Consider the following 15687-nt stretch of genomic DNA (forward strand, 5'->3'; position numbering starts at 1 on the left):
TTCGGTAGTTTTTTCATCGCTCCATCCTCTCAAAGGTTGGAGTCTCCGAGAAACCCGGGGCGGTTCAGGCCTGTCAGCCGTGCACGGCCTGGTTCCGCCACATCCGGGTCCGTTGCTGGCCATCGGCATTTTCGGTGCCGACATTGGCAAGACCATTTTCTACGGACTGATCGTTGCACTGCCGACGGCCATCATCGCTGGCCCGATCTTCGGTAGCTGGATTTCAAAAAGCATCCCTGGCACTCCTTCAAAGGAACTGATGGATCAGATTGCCAAAGAGTCGAGCACTGAGAACCTGCCAGGCTTCGGTATCACGCTGGTGACCATCCTGCTGCCGGTCTTCCTGATGCTGCTCAAGACCTTTGCCGACGTGGTGTTGCCGGAAAACAACATGTTCCGCATCTGGATGGACCTGATCGGTCACCCGATCAGCGCCCTCCTCGCAGCGCTTTTGCTGGCGTTCTACACCTTTGGTGCGGCGCGTGGCTTTGACCGTACAAAAATCATGAAACTACTGGACCAGAGCCTGGCACCGGTTGCCGCAATCGTTCTGATCGTGGGTGCAGGCGGTGGCTTCAAGCAAATGCTGGTCGCCAGCGGCGTGGGCGACGTGATCGGACACATGGCTGTGCAGGCTCAGATCAACCCGATCATGCTGGCCTGGCTGGTGGCTGCCGTCATCCGTATTGCAACCGGTTCGGCTACCGTGGCAACCATCACCGGCGCAGGGATCGTGGCACCCGTGGTCGGCCTGATTCCTGGCGTCAACCGCGAGCTGCTGGTGCTGGCAACCGGTGCCGGCTCGTTGATCCTCTCGCACGTCAACGATGCCGGTTTCTGGCTGGTGAAGCAGTACTTCAACATGACGGTTGCCGAAACCTTCAAGACCTGGACGGTGATGGAAACCATCCTGTCGGTGGTCGGCCTGATCTTCATCATGTTGCTGTCGATGGCGCTTTAAGCCCAACTCCGGCAGGGCCTTTGCGGGCAATGAAACCCGCGAAGGCCAACGCCTTGCTGTACATCGCATCTCTGCGCCACAGCGCGCACTCCGGACCGGCCACCCAGTGTCCCTGATAGCGTCAACAAGCCTGAGCGTAGTAGCGATGGCGACCCGGCAGCCCTTTCCTACATCCTCGTTCGACACTTTCAACTGAATTTTCAGAAAGTCCGAGCAATCTCGCAAAGTCATGCCTACGCTTACACTCATGCCGAGATGGGCTTATCCCGCCTCGTCGAGTGAGACGATGACGACCTCACAGCGTGCAGCGGTTCACGATACTTTTTACATGACGCCAGTAAATACGGGCATTTTCACGTCGAAACGGGCAGAATTGGCGCGCTCGTCGTATCGCAGATGCAAATCTCGATGACAAGAAAATGAACCGAGGGAATTTAATTCACCCATGTGACGTCATAAGACGGATGCATTTGGATGCACTCGGCAACAATCACCACGCAAAGGCAAACGCCAGCCTCTTGAGAGAGGCGTTTTCAAGAGGCCATCAAGGAAAAGATTATGTTGATACTCACTCGCAAAGTAGGCGAAAGCATAAACATCGGTGACGAGATCACTGTCACCATTCTTGGCGTTCAAGGGCTTCAGGTCCGCCTGGGCATCAATGCACCAAAAAATGTTTCAGTGCATCGTGAAGAAATCTACAAACGTATCCAGGCAGAACTGGCTCCGAACCAGGACCCACAATAATTCCTGCAGTACCCCTTATTCAATGTTGATTTGCCATTTACTGGCAGACAGCCGTACGGCGTCCCTGGGGCGCCGTTTTTTATGGTGCTGTTTACCTGTAATTGCTGCCTAACCCGCCTGAATGTGAAGCGCTGCCTGCATGAATAAGTCCATACCGATCATCTCGGGAACAGCAGCTGGACAGGACAGTCTGCTGGTGACGGCCTCAACCACTGCTCGGCTTGCATCATGGTGAAACTGCCAGACGCCGTAGATACGTCCATCGAAGGCGGGTTCACTGCCCAGATGCGGATCGACGCCAAGCCCGGCCCCCAGACCAAAAAGATACAGGCCCTTCATTCGACGACCCTGCTGGTCCAACGGACAGCCGCAAGCGTCGGACTCAAGACCGCCCTTTGTCTCGCGCAGGCTGATGAAGTTGCCTTCGGCATCTTTTAGCGTCGGCAGCACAGGTTGATAGCCAGAGCACTGCACGATCACCGCCGAGTCGGCAAGCGCGAGCCGGGCCGGCTCGTGGTCACCAGGTCGCCCGCCCAGCGTCTGAAAAATCTGCACCCGCACGCCCGTCTTGCCGACACGGCCGCTACACAGCGCCTCGCGCCCAATGTCCAGCGCTCTATAACGCAAGCCGCCGGAGCGGTTGACTCGGCCTGATACCGGACACACATCGTGTTGGGCGTCGAAAAGGTAACCAGCTGCCTGTGCTTGTTCGACACTTTCGTAAAACAGCCTGATGCGGCTTCGATGAATAAGCGTCAGTTCCTGCAAGCCCGCGAACTCCAGTGCATCTGCCAGATTTTCCAGCATTGAAAAGGCACTGTGTGAGCCACCCACAATCGTGATTCGTCCTTTACCGGCCAGCGCGGGACCGAACACTTCGCGTAATTGCACCGCATTCATACGCAGCAACCTGTCCGCGCTCTGAATACTCACATTGCCTGGCAGCGCCAGCCCCTGCCCGGCGAGAGCATCAATCAGGTGCTGTGGATCCTGACGCCCACCCAGATTGAGTACCAGCGCCCGGCAGCGCACACGTCTTTTGCCGTGCGGACCGTCAACGTGCAGGCAAAATGTGTTGCCGTCACTGACCACTTCATTAATGGTCGTACCGGACCAGACTTTTACTCCGTAGCGTTGCACGATGTGGTCCAGTACCAGCCTGGCGGCCTCGGCCATGAGCAGACCGGCATCAGACAGCTGCGGCGCGCTTTGTGCCTGCGCTTTGATACGCCAATACGCTGCCGAGTTTTCCAACGGCTCGAATACCTCACGTAATGCCGGATCGCGCAGGCAATCGATGAATACATCGCCCACAGAATTGGCGGTAATCCGATACTCCCCCAGCACGCCTGCTCCGGGCCGGTCGCTTGCATCAATGACGACCAATCCTTTCGCGGCAATTCCGGGCATTGCGCCGGTCTTCAGGGCACTGAACAAAAAACCCATGCCGGCGAGCCCGGCCCCTCCGACGACGCAGCCGCAGGTTGTTTCCATACCGTTATCAAACATGATGATGCTCCATCGTCATTTCATACGTTGGTGCAGCACAGAAGTTCTGGATGATCGAGTGCCTGGCTGATCAGGCGAACCAGCGTCCCTGCACGATTCGAGGCGAAACACATACAACCGAACACCGACAAAGGCTCATTCACCGAAGTGATGAGTCGTCATGAAACAGTGTTTTTTACAGAAAGTTACAACACGTAAAACAGGCGGGACCTTGAAGTAGCGGAGTGGGCAGTAAAAAACCGCTCAATGCTACCGCCCGTTTTTTAAGGCGGCGTTTTTTATCAAGTGGAAAAGCGTGACAATGCGTTACGCATTCAGGAGGCAATCGGATAGTTGCAAAGAAACGCAAAAGTGTCAAATAGGCAGAGCGTTGAGCAACCCGTTCAATAGTGCGCGATAAGCTGATGATTTCACGGCGCTTGTACTTTTTTAAACCCTTGACGTGCGCACAGTTCAAGACGGTTAAAAAGTTTCATGAATTTCTATTATTTTTTTATCGCCCATCTCCGAAACAGCATGACTCCGACGCTGTTAAATTGACGTGCGATCGGGCAGCGAGTTTTGCCCGAAAAAGTCGAACCGGCAACCGCACAAACGACAAGGCCCCGATCAACACTGATCGAGGCCCTGCTGCGTGATGCCTGGGCATCAGAGGGATGAAGCAGTATCAGGCAGCGCTGTAATGCGCTTGTGACGCCTTGGCTTTTGCCGGTTCTTCACGCAACCCGGCTACCAGTGCAGAGATATCCCGGACAGTCTTGATACGGCTGAGCGGGAGGCTCGTCTGACGATGGGTACGCCCGGACACCGGATCGCTTATTTGCACCGTCATCTGATCGTTGGCAATGGTGCAGGTGCAACGCAACGGCAGGAATGCACGTTCAACGATACTCCTGAGTTCTAACTCAGACAGTCCACTCGTAATCATCTCTTTATCTCCTTATGGGTGTAAGCATGTCCCGACCATGACAAATTTTGACAATTTTTATTGTTGATGACTCTTTTAAAAAACGGCCCAGACCAGCCCGCCAATTATCTGTCGTCACTCGCGTTATGCTTAAACGAGTTATACACCTCTCGCAGCCCCTCTAGCAACTTCCACAACCGAATATCCTTGCTCCTTTTAATGCTGTCCCTTATTGAAGAATCAACAGAAAAAACGATTCACCGTAATGATTTCCAGCGTACTACGGCCTGACGTGAATCACGGCGTACAGAAGTCACACTAGAAAGCAGCATAAATACTGACGAACGGTCGACTGCCGGGACGGCGTTATCTGAAAAAATAACCAGACACTGTTATCGAGTCGCTTGAAAAACGGGTTAAAGATAAAAGGCACGCCCGGGCCGATGCAATAATGGCCGTGCGTGCACCCGCATGAAAAACTTACTGTTCCGAGCCAGACAGACGCAGATGGATCAGCGCCACCCGGGCACCTTGTTTATCGCGTTTCTCTTCGATGGCATAAGGGCGAAAGCCCATCCGCGGGTAAAACAGCAACCCGGGGACGTTATGGTTGTAGCAGGATGCAATCAGCTCAGTCGCTTCGTGCTTGTCAAATGCGATCCCCATCATACTGGTAATCATGTAACGCCCTACCCCTTTGGAGCGGGCCTTCGGAGCGATGATCACATTACCCAGCGAGCAACGGCCGCGAAATTTGCATTGAGAGAAATTGGCAAAACCGACAACTTCGCCATCCATCTCGATGACGGTCGAGTCGTGTCGGGTCTCCAGTGCTTCGCTGAGTTGCGAGGCAGTCAGCGGGTAAGTCGCTCTGGGGAACATGTAGAACAGTTCGTCGGCATTCTGCGGCAGTTCGCAAATCGTGGGGATGTCTTTTTCTTCCAGGGGGCGGTGATGGAACATGAGCGGTAACCTCTTGAAGAAATTGAAGAAAGCGCGAGTTAACGTTAAGCAGATCGGCGATTCGGGCGACGGCTGGTGACAAAAATACAGCGCCTGTCCCTTCACAGCATAATCCCCGGCTATCGAAAAGGGCACCTCAATAACGAATTGTGCTATTGAGCGCCTTTGTTGACGCTGCATTCGGACCTCTTGGCGCAACGTATTGAAGCGTAGGGGTTTGCGTGTACATCATGATTGCTCAGCTTGAAAACATACCCGGAACCCCGCTGTGCAATATTCTGTAACCCATGTTTGGTGGTTCATCTTGCAACCCTGACGCAGAACCGGCATTTATTTCACTTTGTTGACTGGATCATGCGTCTTATGCCGATTTCGCCCCTGGCTCGCTTCAAGGCTCGTCCGATCAAATGGGTCTGCATGTTAGCCATCATTATTGGCCTCCCGGTCGGCTGTGCAGTGCTTGAGCACAAGGAACGCGAACTGGTGTTTCGCATCGAGCCCGGCACCGCAAGCTGGTACAGCGGCCTGCCCGCCGATGTCCAGGAGATCGAACTCAGCACACCGTCATTTGGACCATCGCAGAATATCCACGCCTGGTGGTGGCCCGCATCGGACAAGAACGCCCCGGCCGTGCTGTACCTGCATGGCTCAAGATGGAACCTCACCGGCCAGTTGTTCCGTATCCAGCAACTCAAGGCGCAGGGCTACTCGATACTGGCAATCGATTATCGGGGTTTCGGTCAGAGCATGGGCCAGCTGCCATCCGAGAAGTCGGTGTACGAAGATGCACGCATCGCCTGGGCACGCCTGAAACAACTGCAGCCCGATCCGCAACGCAGACTTATATATGGGCACTCGCTGGGCGGGGCAGTTGCGGTGGATCTGGCAGCCGAACTGGGCAATGACGCAGAAAAGGGCAACGCGCCGATTCAGGCCCGCGGGCTGATAATAGAATCCACCTTCACCAACCTGGCCGATGTGGCCACAGCGCTGGCCAATACCTCGCTGCCTGTGCGCTGGTTGCTGTCGCAGAAGTTCGACTCTCTGGACAAGATTGCAGACATCCACATGCCAGTGCTGATCGTGCACGGCACCGAGGATCGCTACGTACCGGCACGCTTCAGCGAGCAGCTGTTCGAAGCAGCGCAGGAACCCAAGAAGCTGATACTGGTGCCTGGCGGTACACACAACAACAGCATGCAGATCGGACAGCCCGCTTATAGTCGGGCCATCCGTACGTTGCTTGATACACCGGCATCACTGCCCAGGGTCACAACACAGGACCAGCCGTCAAAGAACGCCGGTTAGACATGGCCGGACACGACGCAGTAGTCTCTGGGCTCATCACCCAGAGACCGCGCAATGAACTGCATTGTCGAGTATTCAGACCCGCATCACCGCCTTGCCGTCATCGAACTGTGGAAGACCGTCTTCAATGACCCCATGCCGCATAACCGTCCGGAGTTGTCGATCGACAAGAAACTGGCTGTCGGGGACCGGCTGTTTTTCGTCGCCGTCATGGACGGCCGCGTGACCGGGACCATTCTTGCCGGTTACGACGGCCATCGCGGCTGGCTGTATTCGGTTGCAGTTGCCCCGCACCAGCGTGGCAAAGGACTGGGAACAGCACTGGTCAGGCACGCAGAACAGGCTCTTACGGACCTTGGCTGCGTCAAGATCAATCTGCAGATTCATACGTTCAACGAAAGTGTGCAGGCTTTTTATCAAACATTGGGGTACACGCCCGAGCCCATCATCAGCATGGGCAAGCGGATTGACGCCAACGTCGATAGTCATTGATAACCTGAAAAGGCCCCTGTTTGCAGAGCACCGGGCTCAATCATTTATTTACATGAGAATCAGTATCAAATTACAATTATTGCTATTAACGTCCTTGCTGAGCATTTCCCTTGAGCACCTCCTCCCAATGCCCTCGCCGTCCCGGCCCTTTTTTGCTGTCCGCACTTTCACTGGCGATGTGCGCCAGCGGCGCAGTGCATGCTGCTGAAACCGCAACCTTGCCTGCCACCCAGGTATCCGCCGCCGCTACCGAAGGCCGGGAAGGCTACAGCGCCGAAAGCACCAGTACCGCGAGCAAAAGTGATGTACCGATCAAGGAGGAGGCACAGTCGGTCAATGTGGTAACGCCGCAGACCATCGCCGACTACAACGTGCGCTCACTGGACGACGCCATGAAGTTTGTCAGCGGCGTCAGCCAGGGCAACACACTGGGCAACACCAAGGACTCGGTGATCAAGCGTGGCTTCGGTACCAACGACGACGGCTCGATCCTGCGCGATGGCGTACGCTCGGTGGTATCGAAAAACTTCGGTGCCACCACCGAGCGCGTTGAAGTACTCAAAGGTCCGGCATCGCTGCTGTACGGCGCGATGGAGCCGGGTGGCGTGATCAACGTGATCAGCAAACAACCGCAATATGTGCAAAGCACCACGCTCAGTGGCTCGGCCTACAGCGAAGGCGGTGGCAGTTTCGGCATCGACACCACCGGACCGCTGGGCGATTCCGGGCTGGCCTACCGACTGGTGGCAGAGCGTCAGAGCGAGGACTATTGGCGTAACTATGGCGTCGATCAGCACACCCTGATCGCGCCCTCGTTGTCCTGGACCGGAGAACGCGCCAGCCTGACGCTCGCCTACGAATACAACGACTACATCAGCCCGTTCGACCGCGGCACGGTGTTCACAGGTGGTCATCCGGCCGATATCAGCTATGACAAGCGGCTCGACGAAAAGTGGGCCAATACCGTGGGCATCAGCGAAACCGCAACCGCGCGCTTCGAGTATCAGCTTAGTGATGACTGGAAAACCCGTCTGACCTACGGCTGGAACAACGACCGCTACAGCCTCTCGATTGCCCAGCCAAGCACATTGTCCAGCAGCGGTGTACTGCGTCGTCAGGCCAATGGCGGCCACTATGATTATGAAACGCGTTATGCCAGTTGGGACTTCATCGGCAAGCAAGAGATTCTTGGCCAGCAACATGATCTGTTGATCGGTGCCGAGCAGGAAGACTCCGACAAGTATCGTGGCAAGACCTACCGCAACACGGCTCAAAACGGCTTCAATATCTTTTCGCCCAGCTACGGCAGCCTGGCTGAACCCAGTGTCGTCAGCACGACCACCAGCAACCTGAGCAATCAACTGACCTCATCTTCCCTGTACCTCAAGGATAACTGGCACCTGAATGACCGCTGGATTCTGGTCCTGGGTGGTCGCTATCAGCATTATGACCAGTACATCAAACAAGGCCTTGGTGCTAGCCGAGTCACCAATCTGGACAAGAATGACGATGTATTTCTGCCAATGGCCGGTCTGGTATTCAAGGTCAATGAAGACCTCTCGCTGTACGGCAACTACAGCCGTTCGTTCGTGCCCAACGACGATGTGAACGATGACGGCACGACCTTCGACCCGGAAGAAGGCCGCAGTTACGAAGTTGGTGCCAAATATGCACTGGCACCGGCGCTTAACCTCAACCTCGCGGTGTTCGACATCGAGAAGAAAAACGTCGTCACCCCCACTGGCGTGACCGGCGTCAGCGAAGCAGCTGGCAAGGTCGGCTCACAAGGTGTGGAGCTGGACGTGACCGGGCGCATAGCCGAGCGCTGGGACATGATCGGCACTTACGCTTACACCCACACCGAAGTGCTGGATGATCCAAGCAACAAGGGCAATCGTCTTAGCCAGGCACCCAAGCATACGGCCAGCCTGTACCTCACCCACCATCTGCAAGTCCCGTCCGGTCTGGGCGACTGGCATGCAGGTGGCGGCGCACGCTATGTGGGCGAGCGCGCTGGTGATGATGCCAATACCTTCTATATGAGCAGCTACACCGTAGCCGATGCGTTTCTACGCTGGGATGTGCCGATGGCCGGTTACAAGACGCGCCTGCAACTGAACGTAGATAACCTGTTCGACAAGCAGTACTACCCCTCCAGTACAGGCAGCCAGTTGCAGGTCAACGTTGGCGAGCCGCGCACCGCGCGCCTGAGCGCCAGTGTCACTTTTTAACCAGTTACAACGGAGCAGGCCTGCAACGGCCTGCTCCACGCCTAACCAATGGGATGAATCAGGACTTCATCCGATAAAAACTGATCAGCGTTTCATTGTCTTGAATGTATTCGGTCTTGCCAATGAAGGCGCTCTTTTCCAGCCATTCATTAGGCCCAAGGGAAACCTTGAAGCGCGGCGTGCATGTGCATTGGTAATGGCCGTCACTGATCGGCCAGACCCCGTTCTGCAATTCCTGCTGACCCACTTCGTCCATGAGCAGGACACCCTGGCTTTCAACGCTGATCAATTCACCCAATTGCGTGACCAGAGTGAAACGAGTGTCCAGAAAGGCAAGCTCGGATGACAATTCAACCTGCATACTGCTGCCGCCAGCCTGCACCGAGCCGCTGAAATATTCGGCATGGAACTCTCCGCCCAGAATCCTGCTGCTACGCAGTCCATCGCTGCATATGCCCATAAGCACAGGAACGTCGGTCTTCAGAATGACGGTGAGCACTTTCTCAAGCTGAGGCACCACTGCCGTATTACCACTAAAAGAGCGTTTGACGGGTTTCTTGAAATCGATGATGTTCATGGACCTCTTCACTCCATCGTTGAATGAATTCGGGCAATGGATGGCTGGGCGCAGCCATCGGATTTGCAAAATATAGAACGCCTCGATCCGTCGGCATTTATCTGCGCTGTCTTTTCCAGTAAGCTCCTTGAAACCGGCTGAAATCGTACCGAACGGTTCAGTTCCAGTCTAGAGAATTTTGCATTTACTGTACTACCCGGTTCACTAAGGGATTGAGGATATAAATGAAGGTGCGTACTGAAGCACGCCGCGAAGCCATCATCGATGCCGCAGCAAGTGTCTTCCTTGAAATGGGCTACAAACGTGCGTCGATGAATGAAGTCACCAAACGGATGGGCGGCTCCAAAGCAACGATCTACAGCTACTTCCCCTCCAAGGAGGAGCTGTTCATCGCCGTGGTCAACAGGGTTGCAAACGCTCATCTTGCCGAGGCCGTTTCGGAACTGGCGATCTCTGTCGACAAGGACGCAGATGCAGAATTAGACCTGCGAACGCTGTTCACGCGCTTCGGGGAGCGAATGTTGATGGTACTCATCAATGATGACAGCGCGTTGGCGGTGTACCGCATGGTAGTGGCCGAATCCGGGCACTCCGACATCGGCACAATGTTCTATGACTCAGGCCCCAGGGAATTCCTGCAAACGGTGACGACGCTGATGAATGCGGCCATGCAACGTGGCCAGCTACGTACCACTGATCCGCATATCGCAGCGCTGCAACTCACCTCGCTGCTGACTGCGGAAACCGATATTCGCCTCTATCAACAAACACCCGCACGCTTGAGCGTCGAGCAGATTCAAAGCATGGTCAAACGAGCAATTGATACTTTTATGCTGGGCATGGAAAAGCGCTGATTCACCGGGCTGCGACAGGTAGCCCTCTTTAAATGCTGGTTAAAATGTAAAGCTGCCAGGCCGTGACATATTTGCTTACCATTTATTCGGACAACCTGATTCAAACCTCGATTCCGGGCCCGTATAGCTCGTCAAGAAAACCCGAAGGAAGGCGATAGCCTATTGCCCACTTCGGAAAAATAATAATGATCCTGCGAAAACTCAATCTTGCACCGCGTTCGGCTTTATGCTTCGGTATTTTTTGCCTGATGATCGTTGCACTGGGCCTGCTGGCTTTGCGTCAGGCAGCACTTCTCAACACAGCAGAAAAATTCATCGAAACCAACGTGCTACCCAGCGTAAAACTGCTCGGCTCTCTGGACAGGGAGTTTGTCGGTATCAGGGGCAATAACGCCCGACTTCGTAACCCCCTTGAGCCGCAGGATCGCAGGACCAAGGCACTTAGCGACATTCAGCAGGCCCGCTCGCTGACTGCCGGTCTTTCGGACTCTCTCAGCAAACTGATCGTTACCCCTCAAGGGCGTCAGGCATTCGACGAGCTCCGCAAAGCCAACGCCGACTATCAAACAGCCCAGGATCGCTACCTGGCCTCTGTTGCAGCGGGCAATCTGGAAGGGGCAGTTGCCATTTCCAATGGCGACATGAAAGTTGCGGCGGATCAGGTCGAAAACACGCTGAAAAAACTCATCGGCATCAACGACAGCAAAGCGGAAAAAGCGGGTGATCAAGCCGAATCTGCTTATCAGCAAACCTTGTTGATGGTGAGTATTTTTATCGCGGTCGGCGTGATTACTACCCTGCTGCTGGCCTGGATGTACACCCGCAGCCTGACTCAGCCGATCGGTGAGTCGCTGAACATTGCGCAACGCATTGCGGCCAATGACCTGAGCAAAGACATTCCACAAGACGGCAGCGATGAAGCGGCCAGACTGATCGCCGCACTGGCGTTGATGCAAGCCAACCTGCGCAGTGCCCTGACCCTGATCGGCGACTCGTCCACCCAGCTGGCCGCTACTTCCGAAGAGATGCACGCAGTCACCGAAGATGCATCGCGCACCATTCAGCGTCAGAGCAATGAGATCGAGATGGCAGCTACGGCCGTCAACCAGATGAGCGCGGCGGTAGAGGAAGTGGCCAGCAACGCCGCATCGGCATCGGAAGTGACGTCTCAATCGAGCGCCGCAGCCATGGCCGGACGTGCGCAGGTCGATGAGACTGTCACGGCGATCAACCTGATGGTCTCCAAAGTTCAGATCACCTCAACCGAGGTGCAGGGCCTGGCGGTCATGGCAACGGACATCAGCAAGGTGCTGGATGTGATCCGCGCCATCGCCGAACAAACCAATCTGCTGGCACTCAACGCTGCGATCGAGGCGGCCCGTGCAGGCGAAGCAGGGCGAGGTTTTGCCGTGGTCGCGGACGAAGTACGCGCATTGGCACACCGCACCCAGCAATCGACCCGCGAAATCGAACAGATGGTCGGCTCGATTCAGACCGGCACCGGCAACGCTGTCACTGCCATGGAGCAGACCAGCGTTCAGGCACACAAGACCCTGGAGATGGCCAATGGCGCCGGCAAGGCGCTACTCGAAATTACCGACTCCATCAGCCAGATCAACGAACGCAATCTGATGATCGCTACCGCTGCCGAAGAACAGGCCCAGGTTGCTCGTGAGGTCGACAGGAGCCTGGTCAGCATTCGTGACCTGTCCAGTCAGACGTCCGAGGGCTCCAATCAGACCGCCATCGCCACTGCCGAGTTGTCGACGCTGGCGTCAGGCCTGAACCGTCTTACCAAGCAGTTCCGCGTTTAAGCTCTATCGCCGGGAAGCGCGCTTCCCGGCATCTCCCCTTGTCGAATGGCCTGCCCTGATCTAAGTTGTACGACGACAGATGAATTACTCATCTGCGCGGGCTTCGCTCACATTCAATAACGACAAGAAAAAGGGATGAACATGAAAAAGCTGACACTGCTAATGGCGTTTCTGTGCCTGTTTACCGGCTACGCCGCTGCGGCAACTTCTGACGAGACTGATGTTGCCGAGGCGGTAGACAAGCTCACGCAAGCGATGTGGCACAAGGACATAAAGCAACTCAATGCGCTGACCGCCGACAACCTCACGTATGGACACTCCAGCGGCACCATTCAGGACAAGAAAGCGTTCATCGCAGACATCGAGACCGGCAAGAGCGCCTTTAACGAACTGAAGATGCTCAATCAGAAAATCATTCTTTCCGACGACACCGCCCTGGTGCGCAATCATTTCTCGGCACAGGCAGTGAATAGCGGCAAGGTTGTGCCGACCGAAATCGAGAACTTCCAGATCTGGCAAAAGCAGAATGGACAATGGCTGCTCATCGGCCGTCAGGCATTCCGCTTTTAAACCCACCGGTTCAAGGCAGCAGCAGGCGCTACTGCTGCGTGCCGAACATCGCCGTCCAGTAAATTCCTGCGTCACTTTTCGGGTCCATCGCGTAGGCTGCTCCCAACTCGCGGAAATCAGGACTCATCAGGTTGGCGCAGTGGCCGGGGCTCAGCAGCCAGCCATCCACCACCTTGCGCGCGCTGTCCTGGCCTGCAGCGATGTTCTCACCGACCTGCTGGCCTATATAGCCAGCAAGTTCGGCCCGATCGCCAGGCGTACGACCGTCGCGATCCTTGTGGTCAAAAAAGTTCTGATTAGCCATTGCCTGCGAATGACGTTGTGCGGCACTGCCCAGAACAGCGTTCCAGACCAGAGGCGTGGTAGCAGCGAAGGATTGCGTTCCGCACTGACGCGCCTGGGTACGGGCGTTATTGACCATTTCCAGAATTTTTTGCCCTTCTACCTGCCAATCGCCAAGACGCGAAGCCACCAGCGAGCGTGCCAGGACAATGCGCCAGTCTCGCCCCTGCCGGCTAACCCCGATGTCGACAAATTGCGGGTCCAGCACTACTCGGCAAAAACTCTCCAGCACCGCTTTAAGTGCCGAGTCAGCGTCATTTGGGCCGGACAGACTGATCGCCTGCACAGTGACCATTGGATAGGAGGCACGCGTCAGCGCCTGTTGCAGGTCCAGATTGCCACTGGCGGGCAGCACCAGACGTGCATCACTGGTCAGTGGCGGCAGTTCCATGGATACCTGCTCGCCACAGCGCGGTGCCTGACCACGATAGGCGTTGATGGATTCGATCAGTTGCGTATCGTCGCTGGCCAACGCAGCACTGGCAAAGATTCCACAGCACAGCACGGCCACAAATGATAACGATACTCTCGGGAGCGACAGGCGCAGGGTGTTGAAAATGACAGGCATGAAAAGTCTCTCTCGGGCTGAGTCCGCCTATGATGCGCGAAATGACCCGGTCGGGCGCAACGCCTTTTTCATGTCAGTGCGGAAATTAGCCACCGAAAAGGCAAAGACGTGCGCCAGACAGTAATTTGGCGAGACGACTCAAAGCTTGAAGGTGGCGACCAGCGAATTGAACGAGGTGGCCAGTCGCGACAGTTCCTGGCTCGAAGCGCTGGTCTGGTTGGCACCTGCGGCGCTCTGGGTCGAAAGGTCCTGAATGTTGATCAGGTTGCGGTCCACCTCGCGGGCGACCTGGGCCTGCTCTTCGGAAGCCGAAGCAATGACCAGGTTGCGCTCGTTGATGGTCGCCACACCCAGGGTGATTTTTTCCAGCGCGGCACCGGCACGCAGCGCCAGCTCCTGAGTGTGGGTGGCCAGTGACAGGCTCTTGCCCATCGCAGCAACGGCGCCATCGGCTCCGGACTGCACGGTGCTGATCATGCCTTCGATTTCCACTGTCGAGGCCTGGGTACGGTGTGCCAGGGCACGAACCTCATCAGCCACCACCGCAAAACCACGACCCTGTTCGCCGGCACGCGCGGCTTCGATGGCGGCATTCAGCGCCAGCAGGTTGGTCTGTTCGGCGATACTGCGAATCACGTCCAGCACCTTGCTGATCTCCCGCACATGCCCGGCCAGTTCTGATACAGCGCCGGTGGACTCGGTGATCTCGTGCACCATGGTGGTGATGCCCTTGACCGTATGATCCACCTGACCACGTCCATCGACTGCATCATCGGTTGCAGCCTTCGACGCCTCGGACGTCGACACCGCATTACGCGCCACTTCTTCCACGGCAGCAGTCATCTGATTCACGGCAGTCGCAGCCTGCTGGATTTCGTCGTTCTGGCGAGTCAGTCCGCGGGTGCTTTCATCGGTAACGGCGCTCAATTCTTCGGCAGCAGAGGCTAACTGGTCTGAAGCACTGGCAATTTGTTGAATGGTATTTTTCAGACCGGTCTGCATGTCGGACAGTGCGTCCAGCAGTTGTCCGGCCTCATCGCCACGATCAGAAACAATCGGTTGGGTCAGGTCGCCACCGGCAATGCGCTGAGCACTTGCTACCGCGACCGCCAACGGCCGGGTAATCATGCGGGTGATCAACAGCCCCAACATGATTGCCACCAGAAAGGCGATGACTACGCCGATTTCAAGCATCATCACCGAAGAATTCCGCAGATCGGCAGCAGCCGCAGCACCCTCTTTGATCTGACGGTTGTTGGAATCGATCATAGTGCGCAAATAGCTGCGCACCTTGGTAAAGCCTTCCGAAGACAGTGTGTTCAGTCGGGTGCGGGCAGCGTCGTAATCACCGGCCTTGATCAGATCGACAACCTGCTGGGCTCCGGCAACGTAGTCGGGCATCATCAGCTCAAACTGGTCACCGGCGGCACGCTCGTCATCTTCCAGCGGCGTGGCACGGTAAATCGCGAATATCCTCTGTGCGCGAGCCAGATCTTCGCTCAACGCCTGTCGAACACGTTCCTTGTCGGCTTCAGGAACACCGCCATCCTGCGCATCCAGCAAACGGTACAGTCCACGGTTGTGAGCGGTGAGGCTGGTCAGCGTTTCATTAGTGTTGCTGACAGAAACAAGGTTGTTGGAAAAGGTAAGCTCAAGCGCGTTGCCCAAGCGGGTAACCCCGACCATGCCCAGGCCGCCAACGGTCAGTGTGATCAGTGCACAAACAATGAATGCCGAAAGAAGCTTGGTCGAAAACTTGGACTGACGCAGGGGGAGTATCAGTTTTTTTGTGTTCGGGCTGGTTAGGGCCTGCCGTCAGGCAGGCCCTTGTTTTACCAGCTCGG

13 protein-coding genes and 2 pseudogenes are annotated in these 15687 nt (G+C 56.0%); 8 read left to right on the top strand and 7 right to left on the bottom strand.

What is annotated here, in order from left to right; all coding sequences use genetic code 11:
* Positions 1–64: 64 nt before the first annotated feature.
* Both AO277_RS03925 and csrA read left to right on the top strand, forming a co-directional pair.
* Positions 65–961: pseudogene (locus AO277_RS03925) on the top strand (GntT/GntP/DsdX family permease); the annotation flags it as partial.
* 558 nt (positions 962–1519) lie between these two features.
* The gene (csrA, locus tag AO277_RS03930; RefSeq protein ID WP_002554157.1) at positions 1520–1708 is read left to right on the top strand and encodes a carbon storage regulator CsrA; all 189 of its coding nucleotides are present in this window, start codon (positions 1520–1522) and stop codon (positions 1706–1708) included.
* A gap of 108 nt (positions 1709–1816) precedes the next feature.
* On the opposite strand, the gene AO277_RS03935 is transcribed toward csrA, so the two are convergent.
* From AO277_RS03935 to AO277_RS03945, 3 genes are all read right to left on the bottom strand, one after another.
* The gene (locus AO277_RS03935) at positions 1817–3217 is read right to left on the bottom strand and encodes a pyridine nucleotide-disulfide oxidoreductase (RefSeq protein ID WP_044319603.1); all 1401 of its coding nucleotides are present in this window, start codon (positions 3215–3217) and stop codon (positions 1817–1819) included.
* A gap of 667 nt (positions 3218–3884) precedes the next feature.
* Positions 3885–4145, bottom strand: a complete 261-nt coding sequence (locus tag AO277_RS03940) for a DUF1652 domain-containing protein (RefSeq protein ID WP_002554159.1) — start codon at positions 4143–4145, stop codon at positions 3885–3887.
* 459 nt (positions 4146–4604) lie between these two features.
* Positions 4605–5087, bottom strand: a complete 483-nt coding sequence (locus tag AO277_RS03945) for a GNAT family N-acetyltransferase (protein ID WP_002554160.1) — start codon at positions 5085–5087, stop codon at positions 4605–4607.
* A 363-nt stretch (positions 5088–5450) separates the two neighbouring features.
* Between AO277_RS03945 and AO277_RS03950 the strand changes: the two genes are divergently transcribed.
* The 3 genes from AO277_RS03950 (at position 5451) to AO277_RS03960 (ending at position 9118) form a co-directional block, all read left to right on the top strand.
* A complete protein-coding gene (locus tag AO277_RS03950; RefSeq protein WP_002554161.1) occupies positions 5451–6395 on the top strand; it encodes an alpha/beta hydrolase in 945 nt (314 codons plus the stop codon).
* A 54-nt stretch (positions 6396–6449) separates the two neighbouring features.
* Entirely contained in the window at positions 6450–6887 is a 438-nt protein-coding gene (locus AO277_RS03955; protein WP_002554162.1) for a GNAT family acetyltransferase, read from the top strand.
* 110 nt (positions 6888–6997) lie between these two features.
* A complete protein-coding gene (locus AO277_RS03960; RefSeq protein ID WP_002554163.1) occupies positions 6998–9118 on the top strand; it encodes a TonB-dependent siderophore receptor in 2121 nt (706 codons plus the stop codon).
* A 58-nt stretch (positions 9119–9176) separates the two neighbouring features.
* Here the strand turns inward: AO277_RS03960 and AO277_RS03965 are convergent, their stop codons facing one another.
* Positions 9177–9695 carry a DUF3237 domain-containing protein gene (locus AO277_RS03965; protein ID WP_044319604.1) on the bottom strand — a complete coding sequence of 173 codons (519 nt, stop codon included), beginning with the start codon at positions 9693–9695 and terminating at the stop codon, positions 9177–9179.
* A 224-nt stretch (positions 9696–9919) separates the two neighbouring features.
* On the opposite strand from AO277_RS03965, the gene AO277_RS03970 reads away from it, so the two are divergent.
* The 3 genes from AO277_RS03970 to AO277_RS03980 all read left to right on the top strand — a co-directional run bounded on the left by AO277_RS03970 (position 9920) and on the right by AO277_RS03980 (position 12933).
* Positions 9920–10549, top strand: coding sequence for a TetR/AcrR family transcriptional regulator (locus AO277_RS03970; RefSeq protein ID WP_044319605.1), 630 nt, complete (start codon positions 9920–9922; stop codon positions 10547–10549).
* Between the two features lie 185 nt (positions 10550–10734).
* On the top strand, positions 10735–12363 hold the full coding sequence (locus tag AO277_RS03975; RefSeq protein WP_044319606.1) for a methyl-accepting chemotaxis protein: 1629 nt from the start codon (positions 10735–10737) through the stop codon (positions 12361–12363).
* 141 nt (positions 12364–12504) lie between these two features.
* A complete protein-coding gene (locus AO277_RS03980; RefSeq protein ID WP_044319610.1) occupies positions 12505–12933 on the top strand; it encodes a nuclear transport factor 2 family protein in 429 nt (142 codons plus the stop codon).
* A 28-nt stretch (positions 12934–12961) separates the two neighbouring features.
* Here the strand turns inward: AO277_RS03980 and AO277_RS03985 are convergent, their stop codons facing one another.
* From AO277_RS03985 to AO277_RS29855, 3 genes and pseudogenes are all read right to left on the bottom strand, one after another.
* A complete protein-coding gene (locus tag AO277_RS03985) occupies positions 12962–13843 on the bottom strand; it encodes a CAP domain-containing protein (RefSeq protein ID WP_044319607.1) in 882 nt (293 codons plus the stop codon).
* Between the two features lie 138 nt (positions 13844–13981).
* The gene (locus AO277_RS29850; RefSeq protein ID WP_414702789.1) at positions 13982–14845 is read right to left on the bottom strand and encodes a methyl-accepting chemotaxis protein; all 864 of its coding nucleotides are present in this window, start codon (positions 14843–14845) and stop codon (positions 13982–13984) included.
* A pseudogene (locus tag AO277_RS29855) lies at positions 14840–15625 on the bottom strand (MCP four helix bundle domain-containing protein); the annotation flags it as partial. The gene AO277_RS29850 and the pseudogene AO277_RS29855, both read right to left, overlap by 6 nt.
* Positions 15626–15687 lie beyond the last annotated feature (62 nt).

This window comes from Pseudomonas amygdali (assembly GCF_002699855.1).
Lineage (GTDB): Bacteria > Pseudomonadota > Gammaproteobacteria > Pseudomonadales > Pseudomonadaceae > Aquipseudomonas > Aquipseudomonas amygdali.

What these genes read in the sequence shown, in the direction of transcription:
- AO277_RS03945 (WP_002554160.1), bottom strand. Translation starts at nt 5,087, where the DNA reads ATGTTCCATCACCGCCCCCTGGAAGAAAAAGACATCCCCACGATTTGC.
- AO277_RS03980 (WP_044319610.1), top strand. Translation starts at nt 12,505, where the DNA reads ATGAAAAAGCTGACACTGCTAATGGCGTTTCTGTGCCTGTTTACCGGC.
- AO277_RS03955 (WP_002554162.1), top strand. Translation starts at nt 6,450, where the DNA reads ATGAACTGCATTGTCGAGTATTCAGACCCGCATCACCGCCTTGCCGTC.
- AO277_RS03985 (WP_044319607.1), bottom strand. Translation starts at nt 13,843, where the DNA reads ATGCCTGTCATTTTCAACACCCTGCGCCTGTCGCTCCCGAGAGTATCG.
- AO277_RS03975 (WP_044319606.1), top strand. Translation starts at nt 10,735, where the DNA reads ATGATCCTGCGAAAACTCAATCTTGCACCGCGTTCGGCTTTATGCTTC.
- AO277_RS03940 (WP_002554159.1), bottom strand. Translation starts at nt 4,145, where the DNA reads ATGATTACGAGTGGACTGTCTGAGTTAGAACTCAGGAGTATCGTTGAA.
- AO277_RS03965 (WP_044319604.1), bottom strand. Translation starts at nt 9,695, where the DNA reads ATGAACATCATCGATTTCAAGAAACCCGTCAAACGCTCTTTTAGTGGT.
- AO277_RS03935 (WP_044319603.1), bottom strand. Translation starts at nt 3,217, where the DNA reads ATGTTTGATAACGGTATGGAAACAACCTGCGGCTGCGTCGTCGGAGGG.
- AO277_RS29850 (WP_414702789.1), bottom strand. Translation starts at nt 14,845, where the DNA reads ATGCAGACCGGTCTGAAAAATACCATTCAACAAATTGCCAGTGCTTCA.
- AO277_RS03950 (WP_002554161.1), top strand. Translation starts at nt 5,451, where the DNA reads ATGCCGATTTCGCCCCTGGCTCGCTTCAAGGCTCGTCCGATCAAATGG.
- AO277_RS03970 (WP_044319605.1), top strand. Translation starts at nt 9,920, where the DNA reads ATGAAGGTGCGTACTGAAGCACGCCGCGAAGCCATCATCGATGCCGCA.
- csrA (WP_002554157.1), top strand. Translation starts at nt 1,520, where the DNA reads ATGTTGATACTCACTCGCAAAGTAGGCGAAAGCATAAACATCGGTGAC.